The organism is Nonomuraea sp. NPDC050643 (assembly GCF_040654715.1).
GTDB lineage: Bacteria > Actinomycetota > Actinomycetes > Streptosporangiales > Streptosporangiaceae > Nonomuraea.
Window position 1 is genome coordinate 80,567 of the sequence record NZ_JBFAIM010000048.1, and the last position, 15,408, is coordinate 95,974.

A 15,408-nucleotide genomic window follows, 5' to 3' on the forward strand; every position below is an offset into this window, starting at 1 on the left:
CCTAGGACCGTGCGGGCCCGGTGCTGCCGCGGACGAGCAGCCGGGGCTGGAAGCGTACGTTGTACCCACCGCTCTCGCCGTTCATCAGCGCCCACAGCCGCTCCCACGCCTGCGCCCCCAGCTCGCTCTTCGGGATCGACACCGTGGTCAGCGGCGGCGTGGTGTAACGGGCGAACGGGATGTCGTCGAAGCCGGTGACCGACACGTCGCCGGGCACCTCGACCTCCAGCTCCCGCAGGCCGGTCAGCACGCCGGAGGCGACCATGTCGTTGAACCCGACCACCGCGCTCGCGCCGGACCGCACGACCGCGCCGGCGGCGGCGTACCCGTCGTCGAACATGGAGCCGCACGGCAGCACGGTCAGGTCCAGGCCGGGCGCGGCGCGCAGCGCGGCCAGGCGTTCGGCGTTGCCCGCGCTGCCCGGGGGACCGGCGAGGTAGGCCAGGCGGCGGTGGCCCGAGCCGGTGAGGTGGGCCACGATCTCGCCGATGGCGGCGGCGTTGTCGATCGACAGCGACGGCGCCTCCAGACCCGGGACCTGCCGGTAGACGAGCACGAACGGCGCGAGCCTGTCGCTGAGGGCGCGCAGCCGCTCGTCGGGAGCGCGGGGCGAGGCCAGCACGAGCCCGTCGGAGTTGCGCCGCGCCTCGATGGCCAGGACGACCTCCTCCTCCGGGTCCTCGTTGGACTCGGCCACCAGGAGCTGGCGGCCGGCCTTGCCCGCCGCCTGGCTGAGCCCGCGCAGCACGCTCTGGAACAGCGGGTTGGCCAGGTCGGGAACGACGAGCGCGATGGTCCCGGTACGGCCGAGCGCCAGCCTGCGGGCGGCCACGCTCGGCGCGTAGTCGAGGCGTTCGGCGGCGGCGCGCACGCGGGCGGCCAGCTCCGGATGCACGCTCGTCGAGCCGTTCATGACCCGCGACACCGTCGCCCTGGACACCCCGGCCGCCGCCGCCACCCCGCTGATGGTCACCGACCCGGCCGGCCGCGGCCCGCGCCTGCCCGTCCGGCCGCCGGAAGGGGGAGCCGCGTGGTCCTGCCCGTCGTCTTCGGCGCTCGCCCTCATCCGCTCTCCCTGCACGCTCGGGCCGTGTCCTGAACGCATTAAATCGCCGAGCCGCGGCGGGCGGGCGCGGACGTCGAGATACCGGTTTCTCACCTCGCATTACAACCGGTTGCCGCGCCCTGCGCAAGCCCCATCCGGCCAGTTCAATGCGTCGTTGACACTCGGGACGAGCGGTGTTAGAAACTGGTTACTCACCGCCTGTCCGCTGCTCAGCGTGACTGCGAAGGGTGATAGATGAGCAGACGTTTGGCACTCCCCGACACCGCCGTCTCCCCGCCCCCGCCCCCCACCGAGCCTCGGCCCCGCCGCACGCGATCGGCCGGCCCGCCCCAGGACCGGATCGGCTACCTCTTCCTCACCCCGTGGTTCCTCGGCATGGCCCTGTTCACCGTGGGCCCGATCCTGGCCTCCCTCTACCTGTCGTTCACCGAGTACACGCTGCTCAAGCCGCCGGAATGGCTCGGACTCGAGAACTACCGCCAGATGCTCGACGACCCGCGGCTGCACAAGTCGCTGCTGGTCACCTTCGTGTACGTGTTCGTCTCGGTGCCCGTCCAGCTCGTGCTCGCGCTGGCCCTGGCACTCCTGCTCAACCGCGGCGTACGCGGCCTGAGCTTCTACCGCTCGGTCTACTACCTGCCCTCGCTGCTGGCCGGCAGCGTGTCGATCGCCATCCTCTGGCGTCAGCTCTTCGGCAAGGACGGCCTGATCAACCAGCTCCTGGCGCTGGCCGGCGTCGAAGGCGTGAGCTGGGTGGCCCACCCCGACTTCGCGCTGGGCACGCTGGTGCTGCTCAACGCCTGGACGTTCGGGGCGCCCATGGTCATCTTCCTCGCCGGGCTGCGCCAGATCCCCGTCTCCTACTACGAGGCCGCCGAGGTGGACGGCGCGGGGACGATGTCGCGCTTCGTCCACATCACGCTGCCGATGCTCACCCCGATCATCTTCTTCAACCTGGTCCTGCAGCTCATCGGCGCCTTCCAGAGCTTCACCCAGGCGTTCGTGATCAGCGGCGGACGCGGCGGCCCGTCGGACGCCACCCTGCTCTACACGCTCTACCTGTACGAGCGCGGCTTCGGCTCCTTCGACATGGGCTACGCCTCCGCCATGGCGTGGGTGCTGCTCGCCGTCATCGCCGTGCTGACCGGGGTCAACTTCCTCTTCGCCAGGCGGTGGGTCTTCTATGGGAGCTAGACGGCGCCTGGGCAGGCACGCCGTGCTCATCGGCTTCGGGCTGGTGATGCTCTATCCGCTGCTGTGGATGGTGTCCAGCTCGGTCAAGCCCACCGAGACCATCTTCCGCGACCCGTCGATCTGGCCGACCCGGCTCGACCTGGGCAACTACGTCGAGGGCTGGACCGCGCTCGACCATCCCTTCCACTTCTACCTGCTGAACTCGGCCGTGATCGCGATCCTGGCCGTGGCGGGCAACCTGGTGTCGTGCTCGCTGGCCGCGTACGCGTTCGCGCGGCTCGAGTTCCGGGGCAGGAAGATCTTCTTCGCCATGATGCTGGCGACGCTGATGCTGCCCGTCCACGTGCTCATCGTCCCCCAGTACGTGCTGTTCTCCCAGCTCGACTGGATCAACACGAACCTGCCGCTGGTCGTGCCGAAGTTCCTGGCGCACGACGCGTTCTTCATCTTCCTCATGGTGCAGTTCATCCGCGGCCTGCCCCGCGAGCTCGACGAGGCCGCGCGCATCGACGGCTGCGGGCACATCCGGATCTATTGGCGGATCATCATGCCGCTGTCGGTGCCGGCGCTGGCCACCTCGGCGCTGTTCACCTTCATCTGGACCTGGAACGACTTCTTCAGCCAGCTCATCTTCCTGACCGACCCCGAGCTGTGGACCATGCCCGTGGCGCTGCGCTCGTTCATGGACGGGCAGGGCGAGACGGCCTGGGGCCAGCTCTTCGCCATGTCGATCGTGGGGTTGGCGCCGATCTTCGGGTTCTTCCTGGCCGGCCAGCGCTACCTGACGCAGGGCATCTCGACGACCGGCTTCAAATGATCGTGCCTGTGATTGAAACGTTCAAAGGAGAAGGGCCATGCCGAGAAGATCCAGTGGCCTGGCGGCGCTCTGCCTGACCGGCGTGCTGCTCGCGGCCTCCGCCTGCGGCGGGGGCTCGTCCGGGGGCGGCGACGGCGGCGCGGTCGAACTGCGGTTCGGCTGGTGGGGCAACAACGACCGGGCGGCGGCCACCCAGCGCGTCATCCAGGCGTTCCAGGCGGCGAACCCCGGGATCACGGTCAAAGGGACGTACACGGACTTCAACTCCTACTTCGACCGGCTGGCCACCGAGGTGGCGGGCGGGCGCGCGCCCGACGTCATCACGCTCGGCGGCGCCTACCCGCGCGAGTACGGCGACCGCGGCGCGCTGCTCGACCTGTCCAAGGTGGGCGGCGCGCTGAAGACCGACAAGATCGGCGCGGCGGCGCTGGGCAACGGCAACTTCGGCGGCGTCCAGTACGGCGTCCCGACCGGAGTCAACGCCATCGCCGTCGTCGTCAACCCCGCGGTCTTCGACAAGGCCGGGGTGGCGCTGCCCGAGGAGGACACCTGGACCTGGGACGACTTCACCCGCATCGCCAAGGACCTGGCCGCCAAGGCGCCGCGGGGCACGTTCGCGCTGGCCGACCCCACCAGGACCGACATGCTGGACGCGTACTCGCGCCAGCGCGGCGAGGCGCTCTACACCGCCGACGGCAAGGTCGGCATCAGCGAGAAGACGCTGGCGGACTGGTGGACGATGACGCTGGGACTGCGTGACGCCAAGGCGACCCCGCCCGCCTCGCAGACCGCCGAGCTCATCACCCAGCCCGCGCCCGAGCAGTCGCTGATGGGCCGGGGCCAGGCCGCGATGCAGTTCGACTGGAGCAACCAGCTCACCGCGCTGAGCAAGGCCGCCGGGCAGCCGCTGCGGCTGATGCGGCTGCCGGGCGAGAGCGGCGGCACCCAGCCCGGCATGTGGCTGCAGGCGTCGCAGATCTACAGCGTCAACGCCAGGAGCGAGCATCCGCAGGAGGCGGCCAAATTCGTGGACTTCCTGGTCAACAGCCCGGAGGCCGGGAAGATCATCCTGGCGGACCGGGGCATCCCCGCCAACTCCGACGTCCGCACGGCCATCCAGAGCGTGCTCGGTCCGGAGGAGAAGGCCCAGGCCGAGTTCATCGACGGCCTGACGCCCAAGGCCGGGCCGCCGCTGGTGATCGGCCCGGCCGGATCCACGGACACGCCCAAGATCCTCGACCGGGTCAACGCCGAGGTGCTGTTCGGCCGGCAGCAGCCGGCCGCGGCGGCGGCCGACTTCGTCCAGCAGGTCGGGACGGCGATCAAGCCGTGATCGACCGCCGGGAGCTCGTCGGCAGGCACGCGGTCGAGACGCGGCGGATCCTGCCGGAGTCACCGCTGTCGGTGGGCAACGGGGAGCTCTGCTGCACGGTGGACGTCACCGGGCTGCAGACCTTCCCGGCCGCCCACCCGGCCGAGGACCGCACCGGCACGGGGCCGGGGACGCTGCTGGCCATCATGGCCTCGTGGGGCTGGCACAGCGTGCCCGGCTCGCACGCGCCGGCCGAGACGACGCGGACGTACGAGACGGCGCGGGGGCCGGTGCCGTACGTGGACATGCGGGGCGGGCTGAGCGGCTCGGGGGAGGCGCCCGCGTCGGCGGCCGAGGCGTGGCTGCGCGCCAACCCGCACCGGCTCGACCTCGGCCGGATCGGGCTGGCGGCGGTCGCCGGGCCGCCGCTGTCGCCGGCCGACCTCGGCGACGTCCACCAGCGGCTCGACCTGTGGACCGGCGTGCTGACCAGCCGCTACCGGCTGCGCGGAGCGCCGTTCACGGTCGTCACCGCCTGCCATCCCGAGCGGGACGTGCTGGCCGTGCGCGTCGAGTCGCCGGTGCTGAGCGAGCTGGCGGTGCGGCTGGCGTTCCCGTACGGGTCGCAGGCGTGGGGGAACGCGGCGGACTGGTCGCGGCCGGAGGCGCACGCGTCGGTGCTGCGGCCCTCGGCCGGCGGGTTCACCGTCCAGCGGGTGCTCGACGACACCGCGTACGACGTGGCGGTGACCATGACCGGCGGCGGCCGGGTGTCGGCGGGCGGGCCGCACGAGTTCCTGATCACCTTCGGCGAGCCGGCCGCCGAGCTGGTGATCGCCTTCAGGACCGAGGGCGGCCTGCCCTGCTTCCGCCAGGTCGCCGCAGCCTCGGCCCGGCACTGGGCCCGCTTCTGGAACACCGGCGGCGCGGTGGAGCTGCCGGGCGGCGAGCGGGCCCATGAGCTGGAGCGGCGGATCGTGCTGTCGCAGTTCCTGACGGCGATCCACTGCGCGGGCTCGTCCCCGCCGGCCGAGACCGGGCTGATGGCCAACAGCTGGCGGGGCCGCTTCCACCTGGAGATGCACTGGTGGCACGCGGCCCACTTCCCGCTGTGGGGGCGGCCCGAGCTGCTCGAACGCGGCCTCGGCTGGTACGCCGCCATCCAGCCCCGAGCCCGCGAGACCGCCAGGGCGCAGGGCTGCCCGGGAGCGCGCTGGCCCAAGCAGACCGGCCCGGACGGCCGGGAGAGCCCGAGCCCCATCGGGCCGTTCCTGGTCTGGCAGCAGCCGCACCCGATCTTCCTGGCCGAGCTGGTGCGCCGCGCGACCGGCACCCGCCACGCGCTCGACCGCTACGCCGGGCTCGTCCTCGACACGGCCGCCTTCATGGCGGCGTTCGCGGTCAAGGGGCCCGGCGGGTACGGGCTGGGGCCGCCGCTGGTGCCGGCGCAGGAGTCGTACGCGGACGTGCGGGCGAGCGCGGCCAACCCGACGTTCGAGCTGGCCTACTGGTCGTGGGCGCTCCAGGTGGCCCAGCACTGGCGGCGCCTGCTCGGCCTGCCGCCGGAGCCGTCGTGGGCCGAGGTGGCCGACGGGATGGCCCGTCCGCGCGTGCGCGGCGGCGTGTACGCGGCCATGGACGCGCCGCCGTACACGGTGCGCGACGACCACCCCTCCATGCTGTACGCGCTCGGCTTCGTCCCGCCCACCCCGCTCATCGACGCCACGACCATGCGGGCGACCCTGCACGACGTGCTGGCCCACTGGGACTGGGAGAGCACGTGGGGCTGGGACCACCCGGCCATCGCCATGACCGCCACCCGGCTGGGCGAGCCGCACACCGCGATCGAGGCGCTGCTGAGACCGGCGGCCAAGAACACCTACCTGCCGAACGGCCACAACCGGCAGTCCGCCACGCTGCCCGTCTACCTGCCCGGCAACGGCGGGCTGCTGGCGGCGGTGGCGCTCATGGCCCAGGGCTGGGACGGCGGCCCGCCGTCGCCCGGCTTCCCGCCGTCGTGGACCGTCCGGCACGAAGGGCTGCTACGGCTCCCGTGAGCGCGTCGCTGCGGAGATCGGGACGATGACGGCCCGTACCCGACCCCGGCCCGCGCGGCGGGAGTCAGTCGGCCGCCGGGGACGGCGGCGGCGTCCCGAGGGCCGTCAGGTCCGCCCAGAATCCTTCGGGGATCGCGGTGTCCACGAGCTCCGCCAGCGTGGCGAGCCGCTCGAGGGAGCTGATGCCGACGACCGTGGAGTGGACGCGCGGCTCGGCCATGGAGAAGTGCAGGGCGGCCGCAGCGAGGCTGATGCCCCACTGCTCGCACAGCGCCGTGACCCGCTCGACGTGCCGGCCGAACTCGGGGGTGATGGGGCGGTAGCCGTAGCGGGTGGCGTGGCGGGAGGAGCCGGACAGGATGCCGCCGCCGAAGGGAGCGGCGTTGAAGACCGTCATGTCCCGCTCCGTGGCGAGGTCGAGGATGTCCTCCGCCCGCCGGTCCACCAGCGTGAAGCGGTTGTGGGTGAGCACCGCGTCGAACGCGTCGGTACGGACGTAGTCCTGCACCATCGTGCCGTTGCCCGCCGCGGCGATGCCGATCGAGCCGACGAGCCCCTGCTCGCGCAGCGCCACCAGGGCCGGTACGGCACCGCCCGGCGCCATCGCCTCCCGCACCGTGATCGTGAACGGGTCGTGCAGATGGTAGATCGGCAGGGTCTCGACGCCGAGGCGGGAGATCGTCTCCTCGAAGGAGCGCATGACGCGGTCACCGTCGAACACCCCCGTCTCCAGGTCCCGGTCCGCCTTGGTGAAGATCGTCACGCCGTCGCGGTGCTTCTTGAGCGCCTGGCCGATCAGCGTCTCGCTGCGGCCGCCCGCGTACTCGTTGGAGGTGTCGAGCTGCCGGAAACGGCCGGTCATGAGCGCGTCGGCCAGCTCCTCGCCACCCGGGTCACGGCCCAGCCCGGACGTGCCGAGGGTCACCGGGTCGATGGGCGCGTCCGTACCGGGCACGCGGCGCCCCTGCTGCTCTGACAACTGTCCGCCCTCTCTCCCAGGAGTCCGTCTCCTGCGGAGGATCCTCCCACGACCGTCGTTTCGGGCCGCGGGTAGGCTCCGCGCATGGCCCGTTTCGAGGTGACCACCCTCGTCCTCGCGCCGCCGGAGACCGTCTTCGACGCGTCCCTGTCGGTGGACCTGCACACCTCCTCCATGCGCGGCGCGCACGAGCGGGCGGTCGCCGGGGTCACCTCCGGACACCTGTCCCTGGGCGCGATCGCGGAGCTGCTGGTCCCGCGGCGGTACATGACCAGGCTCATCGTGCTGCGCAACGCGTACATCAGGCAGGTCACCGAGGCGGCTACATGAGGAGCTGATACCGGCGCGGGCTGCGCCACTCCACGGTGAGCACGGTGGCGTCGTCCTGGAGGCGGCCGCGCTGGTGGCGCAGGATGGCCTGGATCAGCCGCCGCAGCGTCTCCGGCGCCGACACGCCGTCCGCCTCCTGCCGGATGACGAAGTCGATGAAGCGCTCCAGGCCGAACCGCTCCCCGTCCGGGCTCTGCGCCTCGATGACGCCGTCGGTGTAGAACAGCAGCCGGTCGCCCGGCTGCAACTGGTAGCGCAGCGCACCCGTGCCGGCGTCCAGGCCGAAGCCCATCGGCGGGTCGGGCAGGCTGCTCTCCAGGGTCGCGACCAGCCGGCCCTCCCGGATCACCAGGGGCGGGTGGTGGCCGCGGTTGACCCAGGTCAGCCAGCCGGTGGGCAGATCCAGCCGGGCCAGGATGCCGGTGGCGAACCTGCCGGTGAACTCCTGCTTGATCGCCGCGTCGATCGCCTCGCCGTTCGCCGCCAGGTCCATGCCCTGCCTGCGGTTGTTCCGGCAGGAGCCCATGGCGACGCTGGCCGTCAGCCCGGCCGAGGTGTCGTGTCCCATGGCGTCGAAGATCGCCAGGTTCAGCAGGCCGTCGTCGAGCGCGTAGTCGAAGGCGTCCCCGCCCATCTCGTACGCGGGCTCCAGGGCGGCGCTGATCACCACGGTCTCGTTGGCGAACGTCCCCGGGGGCAGGAGGTTCCAGAGGATCTCGGCCGAGAGGGTGAGGGGCTGGGCGCGTACCATCCGGGCGTAGGAGTCGCTGTGCGGGCGTTTGCTGATCACCAGCACCGCCACCAGGGAGGCCAGGTGCTTGGCGCGGTCCTCGGCCAGTTCCCCGTTGTCGGGCACGGTCACGCCCATCACGCCGACCCGCTCGGTGCCATCGAGCAGCGGCACCCACAGCCGCCGCGTGCCCTCGTCCTGATCCCGCGCGGCCCTGGCGTGGACCACCTCGACCATGCGGAAGGCGCGGCCCGGCATGGTGCCGTCGATCCGGATGGGCTCCAGCGGCTCGCCGTGCTGCCCAGGCAGCGGCACGAGGAACTGCTGCTGCAGGTCGGTCGTGTAGAGCACCACCCGCTCGAAACCGATCAGCCGCGCGTGCGCGGCGACCAGGGACGGCAGGTCCTCCATCCCGGACAGATGCATGGCCTGCAGCAGGCCGCCCAGGACGCGCTCGCCCTCGTTCGGCACCGGCCCCCTCCTTCCGTCGCCGATGCTCCCCTACCCACTTGACCGCCTTCGGTGTCCGTGGGGCCCGTTTCGGCCGGGCGCCGACCTTGCCGCTCGGCGTGCGGGAGGCGTGCGGGAGGCGTGCGGGAGGCGTGCGCTGCCGTGCCGGAACGGGGCTTCGGCCGCGATCCCGGGCGCGCGTCGACGCGTTCGCCCGCTTCGGCACGCCCGAGCCCGCCGTGCTACGAGCCGCCGAAGCGGTCCAGCAGTTCGGCGGCCCCGGCGAAGCCGGACACCACGTCGGCGGCGGTGCGCGGGTGGCGGACCAGGCCCACGGCCTGACCGGCGTAGATGTAGGCGGTGTCGAAGTCGCCCTCCGCGCGGGCGGCCTCCAGATCGGCCCTGGCCGCCTCGTCGGTGGCCAGCCGCTCCTCGCTGCCGTGCCAGCGGTCGAAGAAGCCGTTGCGCAGCGCGCGCCCGCCGTACTCGGGGGGCCAGGCGAGCCGTTGCGCGACGTCGAAGACCCGGCCGTACGCGGTGCCGGTCTCGTCGGTCTCGAGCACGCGCCGCCGGGCCGGCTCGGACAGCGTCGTCTCGGCGCAGCCCAGGAACGCCGTGCCGACCCAGGCGCCCTCCGCGCCCGCGGCCAGGACGGCGGCCAGGCCGCGGGCGGTGGCGATGCCGCCCGCCGCGAGCACCGGCAGGCCCACCTCGTCGAGCACGCTCTGCAACAGGGGAAGCGTCGTCACGTCGTCGCGGCCGTGGCCGCCGCCCTCACCGCCGCGCGCCACGATCACGTCCACGCCGGCTCGCTCGGCCTCCAGTGCCTCCCGCGTGGTGCCCGCCTGGGTCGCCACGGTGATGCCCGCCTCCCGCAGCGGCCCGACATAGGGGGCGTAGTCACCGTAACTGACCGACACCAGGCCGGGACGGGCCTCGAGCACCGCGTCGAGCTGGCCCGGGTTGCGCTCCAGTGCCCAGGCCATCAGCCCGATCCCGTACGGCCGGCCGCTCGCGGCGGCGACGGCGGCCTGCTGGGCGATCCACGAGGCCGGCGCGGTGGCGGCCACGCCGACCATGCCCAGCCCGCCCGCCGCCGACACGGCCGCCGCCAGCCGCCCGTCACCCACACCCGCCATCGGCGCGCCGACCAGCGGCAGGCCGAGCCCGAAACGCTCGGTCAACCAGGTACGCATCATGCTCACGAAGCGATCCTAGCCAGGCCCCGCCTGGTCCCCGCCCTGGTCCCCGCCCTGGTCCCCGGCTGGCCCCCCGCCTGGTCCCCGGCCGCCCCGCCGCCGACCCTCCGGCCGCGGGCTCCCGAGAACCCGGGCGAGGCCGTCCGTGGCCCTGGAACTCGACGGCGATCACCCGCGGGCCCGTGGCCGGGTGCGGAAGGTGCCGATCGCCGAGAAGGCCGCGCCGGTGTGTCCCGCCTTCGTAGGGGTTAGATTCCGTACATAGCGCGCAGACGTCGTGACCGGGGGTTCGTCGTACATGTCCTTTGCCTCCCCGCCCTCCGCCCGTGTCGTCGTCGGCGTCCTGGCGGGGGCGGGCATCGGGGTCGCGCTCATGCAGACCATCGTCATCCCCCTCATCCCCGACCTGCCCCGGCTGCTGGACACCTCGCCCGCCAACGCCTCCTGGGTCCTGACCGCCACCCTGCTCGCCGGCGCGGTCGCCACCCCCGTGGTGGGGCGGCTCGGCGACCTCTACGGCAAGCGCCGGCTGCTGCTGATCAGCACGCTCATGCTGATCGCCGGCTCGGTCGTGTGCGCCCTGTCGGACGCGCCGGCCCCGGTCGTGGCCGGTCGCGCGCTGCAGGGCATGAGCGTCGGCGTGATCCCGCTGGGCATCAGCATCATGCGCGACGAGCTGCCCCCGGAGCGCCTGGGCTCGGCGATGGCCGTGATGAGCTCCTCGCTCGGCGTCGGCGGCGCGCTCGGCCTGCCCCTCGCCGCCGCCATCGCCCAGTACGCCGACTGGCACGCCCTGTTCTGGGCCTCCGCCGGCCTGGGCGCGCTGCTGGCCGTCCTCATCCTGCTCCTCGTGCCCGAATCCCCGGTACGCGCCCGCGCCCGCTTCGACCTGCCCGGCGCCCTCGGCCTCACCGCCGGCCTGGTCTGCCTGCTGCTGCCCGTCACCAAGGGCGGCGACTGGGGCTGGACCAGCGGCGCCACGCTGGGCCTGTTCGCCGCCGCCGCGCTGCTCCTGCCGCTGTGGGGCTGGTGGGAGCTGCGCGTCCGCGCGCCCCTGGTGGACCTGCGCACCACCGCCCGCCCCCAGATCCTGCTCACGAACCTGGCCTCGATCGTGGTCGGCTTCTCCATGTACGCGCTGTCCCTGATCGGCCCGCAGGTCCTGCAACTGCCCGCCGCCACCGGCTACGGCCTGGGCCTGTCCATGTTCGAGGCCGGGCTCTGGATGGCCCCGGGCGGCCTGGTCATGATGGCGGTCTCGCCGTTGGCCGCCAGGCTGTCCCGGGTCCGCAGCCCGAAGACCTCCCTGTTCACCGGCAGCCTGGTCATCGCCGCCGGCTATCTGGCGGCCCTGCCGCTGATGGGCCACGCCTGGGGCATCCTCGTCGCGGGCAGCGTGATCAGCGCGGGCATCGGCCTCGCGTACGCGGCCATGCCCGCCCTTATCATGGGCGCGGTCCCGGTGCACGAGACCGCCGCCGCCAACGGCCTCAACTCGCTGATGCGCTCCATCGGCACCTCCGCCTCCAGCGCGGTGATCGGCGCCGTACTGGCCCAGCTCACCATCCGCCTCGGCCCGGTGCCCGTGCCCTCGGAGACCGGCCTGCGCGCCGGCCTGCTCATCGGCGGCACGGCCGCGCTCGTCGCGGCCCTGGTCACCCTCGGCATCCCGGGGCGCCGGAGCCCGCGGCGGGAAAGCCGTCCCGTGGCGTCCGCGGTCGCCGTCAAACCTGAGGAAGGGTGATCACGCGCAGCTCGTGGGCCCCGTCGGCGCGGGTCAGCTCGTAGTACAGCCACCACCGGCCGGCGAGGAGCAGCGCGTCCAGGTACCGGACCGAGCCGCCGCGGTGCGGAGAGGTCACCCACGGCCGCGCGGCCGACAGGCGCCGCCAGGTGAACAGGTCGGCGGAGACGGCGACGCCGCAGCGTTCCTCGTAGTTCTCCTCGTGCGAGGCCGACCCGTCGTAGAAGCCCACGTAGCCGGCGCCGGGGACCGGCACGACGCTGTTCAGCCGGGCCTGGTAGCGATCCCAGCCCCTGCCCACCGCGAGGACCCGCCCCTGCCAGGTGAACGTCGCGCCGCCGTCCAGGCTGGTGGCCAGGCCCGTGGGGTGCGTGGTCGCGCCCACGTTGTAGATGTCGGCGGTGGCGTGCGCGCCGGGGCCGAGCCCGGGCAGCGCCTCGGCGTAGCTGGCGAACAGGTACGTCACCGGCCCGGACCGCAGCACGTACGGATCCTTGACCCCCTCGGTGCCCGTCGACGCGGCGGTCAGGACGGGACGCGCCGAGGCGAGGTCGAACTCCGACGGGTGCCCGGCCGCCAGCGCGTCGATCCGCCAGCGGTTGTCGGCCGGATCCACGTACGACAGGTACAGCCGGAACCCGCCCTCGTCCGCCGGCGTCAGGCAGAACCGCTCCATCGACGACGTGCCCAGATCGTCCTTGTGCACCGACCACACGTCGGTGAAGCCCACCCCGTCCTCGCTGACCGCCACCGCGCCCCACCACCCGCGCTCGGCCTCCGACCCCCGGGGACGCCGCCGCCGGTACGTCAGCCAGAACCGCTCCCCGTCGTGCAGCACACCCGGCGAGCCCACCCAGTAACCCTCCTCGTCCTTCTCCGGAGCGAGCACCACCGTGCCCGCGAGCGGGTCGAACGCGGGGAGCGGCGCGGAGCCGTGACCCATCATGACTTTCACCTTTCAGGCGTCGTAGAACAGCCGGTCGAGGGCGACGGCGGCGCCGCCCACCACGCCGGCGTCCGGGCCGAGCGTCGAGCGCCGCACGCGGACCGCGTCGCGCAGCACCGGGAAGGACCTGGCCCGCACGGCGTCGCCCAGCCGGTCGAGCAGCGCGCCGGGGGCCCGGTCGAAGGCGCCGCCCAGCAGGATCAGCTCGGGGTTGAGCAGGTTGACCGCCCCGGCCAGCCCGGTGGCCAGGTGCTCCACCAGGTCGTCGAGCACGGCGGCGGCGCGGCCGTCGCCCTCGCCGGCGGCCTCCGCCAGCTCGGCGAGCGGGTCGACGGGCTCCCCGCCGAGGGCGAGGCGGGCCTGCGCGGCCAGGTACGGCTCCGCCGCGACGGTCTCCAGGCACCCGGTCGCGCCGCACGCGCACGGCTCACCCTTGTCCACCACGCGCAGGTGCCCCAGCTCGGCCACGCCGTGCGTCCCCGGCCGGAACGGCCGCCCGCCGATGACCACGCCGGCGCCGACGCCGGTGCGCACGTACACGTACAGGAGGGGGTCGGCACCGGCCGTGTCGCCGTAGCGGGCCTCGGCCAGCGCCATCGCGCGCACGTTGTGATCCACCACCGCCGGCACCCCCAGCGCCCCCTCCAGCAGATCGCTGAACGGCACGTCCCGCCAGCCCAGGTTGACCGACAGGACGTTACGCCGGTACGCGGGATCGACCGGGCCCGGGGCGGCCACCCCGACGCCGAGCAGCAGGTCGCCCGCCAGCGCTGCGGCGGCCCCGGCGATCCGCGCCACCACCCGCTCCGGGCTCTCGCCGGCCAGGTCGAAGGCGAACGCGTCACCGCGCAGGACGCGGGCCCTGAGGTCGCACAGCCCCAGCCGTACCGTGCCCGCGCCCACCTGCACGCCGATGACGTGACGGGCGTCCGCGCGCAGCCGGACGTCCGTCGAGGGACGCCCCACCCGCACGGCCGCGCCGCTCTCCACGCCGCCCTCGGTGACCAGGCCCTCGCCGAGCAGTTGCGCCACGACCTTGGTCATGGTGGTGGGGGACAGGCCCAGCCGCCGGGCCAGGTCGGCGCGCGGCTGGGGGCCGTGGTCGCGCAGGCTCCGCAGCACGAGCCGGCGGTGCAACCGCCGTACGTCCTGCACCGGTGACTGTTTCATCCCCGCCCCTTAATAACTAACGGGTAGAAACTAATCCCGGTCCGGCCGCCCCGTCAATGTCCCCTCGCCGGAGGCTCACTCCTGGCAGGCGATCGGGCCCACGCGGCCGGTGACCGTGGCGATGGCGCTCAGGAGCCGGTCGACCTGGGCCTCGGTGTGGGCGGCGGTGATGCTGACCCGGATCTGCGCCTTGCCGCCCGGCACGCTCGGCGGCAGCATGGCGTTGGCCAGGATCCCCTCGTCGAGCAGCCCGCTCCAGAACCGGCAGCACAACTCGTTGTCGCCCACCACCAGGGAGACCGTCGGCGTGCCGCCGGACGGGATGGCGAACCCGAGCGCGACCAGGCCGGAGCGCAGGTGCTCGGCGGCGGCCAGGACCCTCTGACGGCGCTCCGGCTCCGTACGGACGATGCCGAGCGAGGTCAGCGCGGCGGCGGTGCAGGCCGCCGGCAGCGAGGCCGAGAACAGCGCGGCCCGCGCGGAGTGACGCAGGTAGTCGATCACGTGCCGGGGGCCGGTGACGGCCCCGCCGAGGGTGCCGAAGCACTTGGAGAACGTGATCGTCTGCACGTCCACCGCCGACTGCAGGCCATGGTGCTCGCCGGCGCCCCGGCCGCCCGCCCCCAGCAGCCCCGCGTCGTGAGCGCTGTCGATCACCACCCGCGCGTCGTGCACGGCGGCCAGCTTGGCGATGCCGGGCAGGTCGCACAGATCGCCGCCGACCGAGAACATGCCCTCGGTCAGCACGATCGCCCCCTGGCCGGGGTCGGCCACCTCCAGCAGGCGGGCGAGGTGGGTCATGTCGTTGTGCCGGTAGCGCCGCAGCCGCGCCTGGCCGAGGCGGGCGGCGTCGAGGAGGGAGGCGTGCACGTACTGGTCGGCGAGCAGGACGTCGTCCGGCCCGAACAGCGGGCACAGGGTGAGGCTCGCCTGATAGCCGGTCGAGACCACCATCGCCGCCTCATGGCCGAGGAACTCGGCCAGCTCGCCCTCCAGCCTCTCGTGCAGCGCCAGCGTGCCGTTGAGCACCCGTGAGCCCGAGTTGCCCGCGCCCAGCCGGTGCACCGCCTCCGCCCCGGCCGCCTTCACCCGCGGATCGTCCGACAGCGCCAGGTAGTCGTTGGAGCCGGCCATCAGCACGCGGCGCCCTCCGACCGTGACCTCCCCGTCGCCCGGCCGCCCCTCGACCGGGAGGTAGAAGGGGTAGAGGGACGAGGCGAGAAGGGCCTCGGCCTCCCGCGGGAGCCGGCACTTGCTGAAGGCGTCCGTCACGGTGCGGACCTCACTTTCCGCCTCAGTCTGAAGCATTCTGGCGACTCGCTCTGCATTGGGCAATCGTAACCGTACGTGATCGATGATGAGAGTAGAGTAGTCAACCGTGTCCTGGATGCGCGCCCGAAGCCGTCCTGTCCCT

13 protein-coding genes are annotated in these 15,408 nt (G+C 73.3%); 6 read left to right on the forward strand and 7 right to left on the reverse strand.

Features of this window, described 5'->3' with window-relative positions; genetic code table 11:
* Nucleotide 1: 1 nt before the first annotated feature.
* The gene (locus AB0I15_RS44375) at nt 2–1,066 is read right to left on the reverse strand and encodes a LacI family DNA-binding transcriptional regulator (RefSeq protein ID WP_358110440.1); all 1,065 of its coding nucleotides are present in this window, start codon (nt 1,064–1,066) and stop codon (nt 2–4) included.
* A 375-nt stretch (nt 1,067–1,441) separates the two neighbouring features.
* On the opposite strand from AB0I15_RS44375, the gene AB0I15_RS44380 reads away from it, so the two are divergent.
* The 4 genes from AB0I15_RS44380 to AB0I15_RS44395 are packed head-to-tail and all read left to right on the forward strand — an operon-like array spanning nt 1,442 to nt 6,446.
* Nucleotides 1,442–2,260, forward strand: a complete 819-nt coding sequence (locus AB0I15_RS44380; protein WP_358110507.1) for a sugar ABC transporter permease — start codon at nt 1,442–1,444, stop codon at nt 2,258–2,260.
* Entirely contained in the window at nt 2,250–3,077 is an 828-nt protein-coding gene (locus AB0I15_RS44385; protein ID WP_358110442.1) for a carbohydrate ABC transporter permease, read from the forward strand. The genes AB0I15_RS44380 and AB0I15_RS44385 overlap by 11 nt, the downstream gene beginning before the upstream one ends.
* A gap of 37 nt (nt 3,078–3,114) precedes the next feature.
* Nucleotides 3,115–4,410 carry an extracellular solute-binding protein gene (locus tag AB0I15_RS44390; protein ID WP_358110445.1) on the forward strand — a complete coding sequence of 432 codons (1,296 nt, stop codon included), beginning with the start codon at nt 3,115–3,117 and terminating at the stop codon, nt 4,408–4,410.
* The gene (locus AB0I15_RS44395) at nt 4,407–6,446 is read left to right on the forward strand and encodes a hypothetical protein (RefSeq protein WP_358110448.1); all 2,040 of its coding nucleotides are present in this window, start codon (nt 4,407–4,409) and stop codon (nt 6,444–6,446) included. The genes AB0I15_RS44390 and AB0I15_RS44395 overlap by 4 nt, the downstream gene beginning before the upstream one ends.
* A gap of 64 nt (nt 6,447–6,510) precedes the next feature.
* Here the strand turns inward: AB0I15_RS44395 and AB0I15_RS44400 are convergent, their stop codons facing one another.
* Nucleotides 6,511–7,425, reverse strand: a complete 915-nt coding sequence (locus tag AB0I15_RS44400; protein WP_358110451.1) for an aldo/keto reductase — start codon at nt 7,423–7,425, stop codon at nt 6,511–6,513.
* An 84-nt stretch (nt 7,426–7,509) separates the two neighbouring features.
* On the opposite strand from AB0I15_RS44400, the gene AB0I15_RS44405 reads away from it, so the two are divergent.
* A complete protein-coding gene (locus tag AB0I15_RS44405) occupies nt 7,510–7,755 on the forward strand; it encodes a hypothetical protein (RefSeq protein WP_358110454.1) in 246 nt (81 codons plus the stop codon).
* Here AB0I15_RS44405 and AB0I15_RS44410 read toward each other — a convergent pair.
* Entirely contained in the window at nt 7,748–8,956 is a 1,209-nt protein-coding gene (locus AB0I15_RS44410) for a SpoIIE family protein phosphatase (protein WP_358110457.1), read from the reverse strand. The genes AB0I15_RS44405 and AB0I15_RS44410 overlap by 8 nt on opposite strands.
* Before the next feature lie 221 nt (nt 8,957–9,177).
* Nucleotides 9,178–10,134 carry a nitronate monooxygenase gene (locus AB0I15_RS44415; protein WP_358110510.1) on the reverse strand — a complete coding sequence of 319 codons (957 nt, stop codon included), beginning with the start codon at nt 10,132–10,134 and terminating at the stop codon, nt 9,178–9,180.
* A gap of 298 nt (nt 10,135–10,432) precedes the next feature.
* On the opposite strand from AB0I15_RS44415, the gene AB0I15_RS44420 reads away from it, so the two are divergent.
* The gene (locus AB0I15_RS44420) at nt 10,433–11,878 is read left to right on the forward strand and encodes an MFS transporter (protein WP_358110460.1); all 1,446 of its coding nucleotides are present in this window, start codon (nt 10,433–10,435) and stop codon (nt 11,876–11,878) included.
* Here AB0I15_RS44420 and AB0I15_RS44425 read toward each other — a convergent pair.
* The 3 genes from AB0I15_RS44425 to AB0I15_RS44435 all read right to left on the reverse strand — a co-directional run bounded on the left by AB0I15_RS44425 (nt 11,859) and on the right by AB0I15_RS44435 (nt 15,266).
* The gene (locus AB0I15_RS44425; RefSeq protein WP_358110463.1) at nt 11,859–12,824 is read right to left on the reverse strand and encodes a hypothetical protein; all 966 of its coding nucleotides are present in this window, start codon (nt 12,822–12,824) and stop codon (nt 11,859–11,861) included. The two genes, AB0I15_RS44420 and AB0I15_RS44425, sit on opposite strands and share 20 nt — an antisense overlap.
* A gap of 12 nt (nt 12,825–12,836) precedes the next feature.
* Nucleotides 12,837–13,994: an ROK family transcriptional regulator gene (locus AB0I15_RS44430; RefSeq protein WP_358110465.1), complete on the reverse strand. Its 1,158-nt coding sequence runs from the start codon at nt 13,992–13,994 to the stop codon at nt 12,837–12,839.
* 75 nt (nt 13,995–14,069) lie between these two features.
* A complete protein-coding gene (locus AB0I15_RS44435) occupies nt 14,070–15,266 on the reverse strand; it encodes an aminotransferase class I/II-fold pyridoxal phosphate-dependent enzyme (protein WP_358110468.1) in 1,197 nt (398 codons plus the stop codon).
* Nucleotides 15,267–15,408 lie beyond the last annotated feature (142 nt).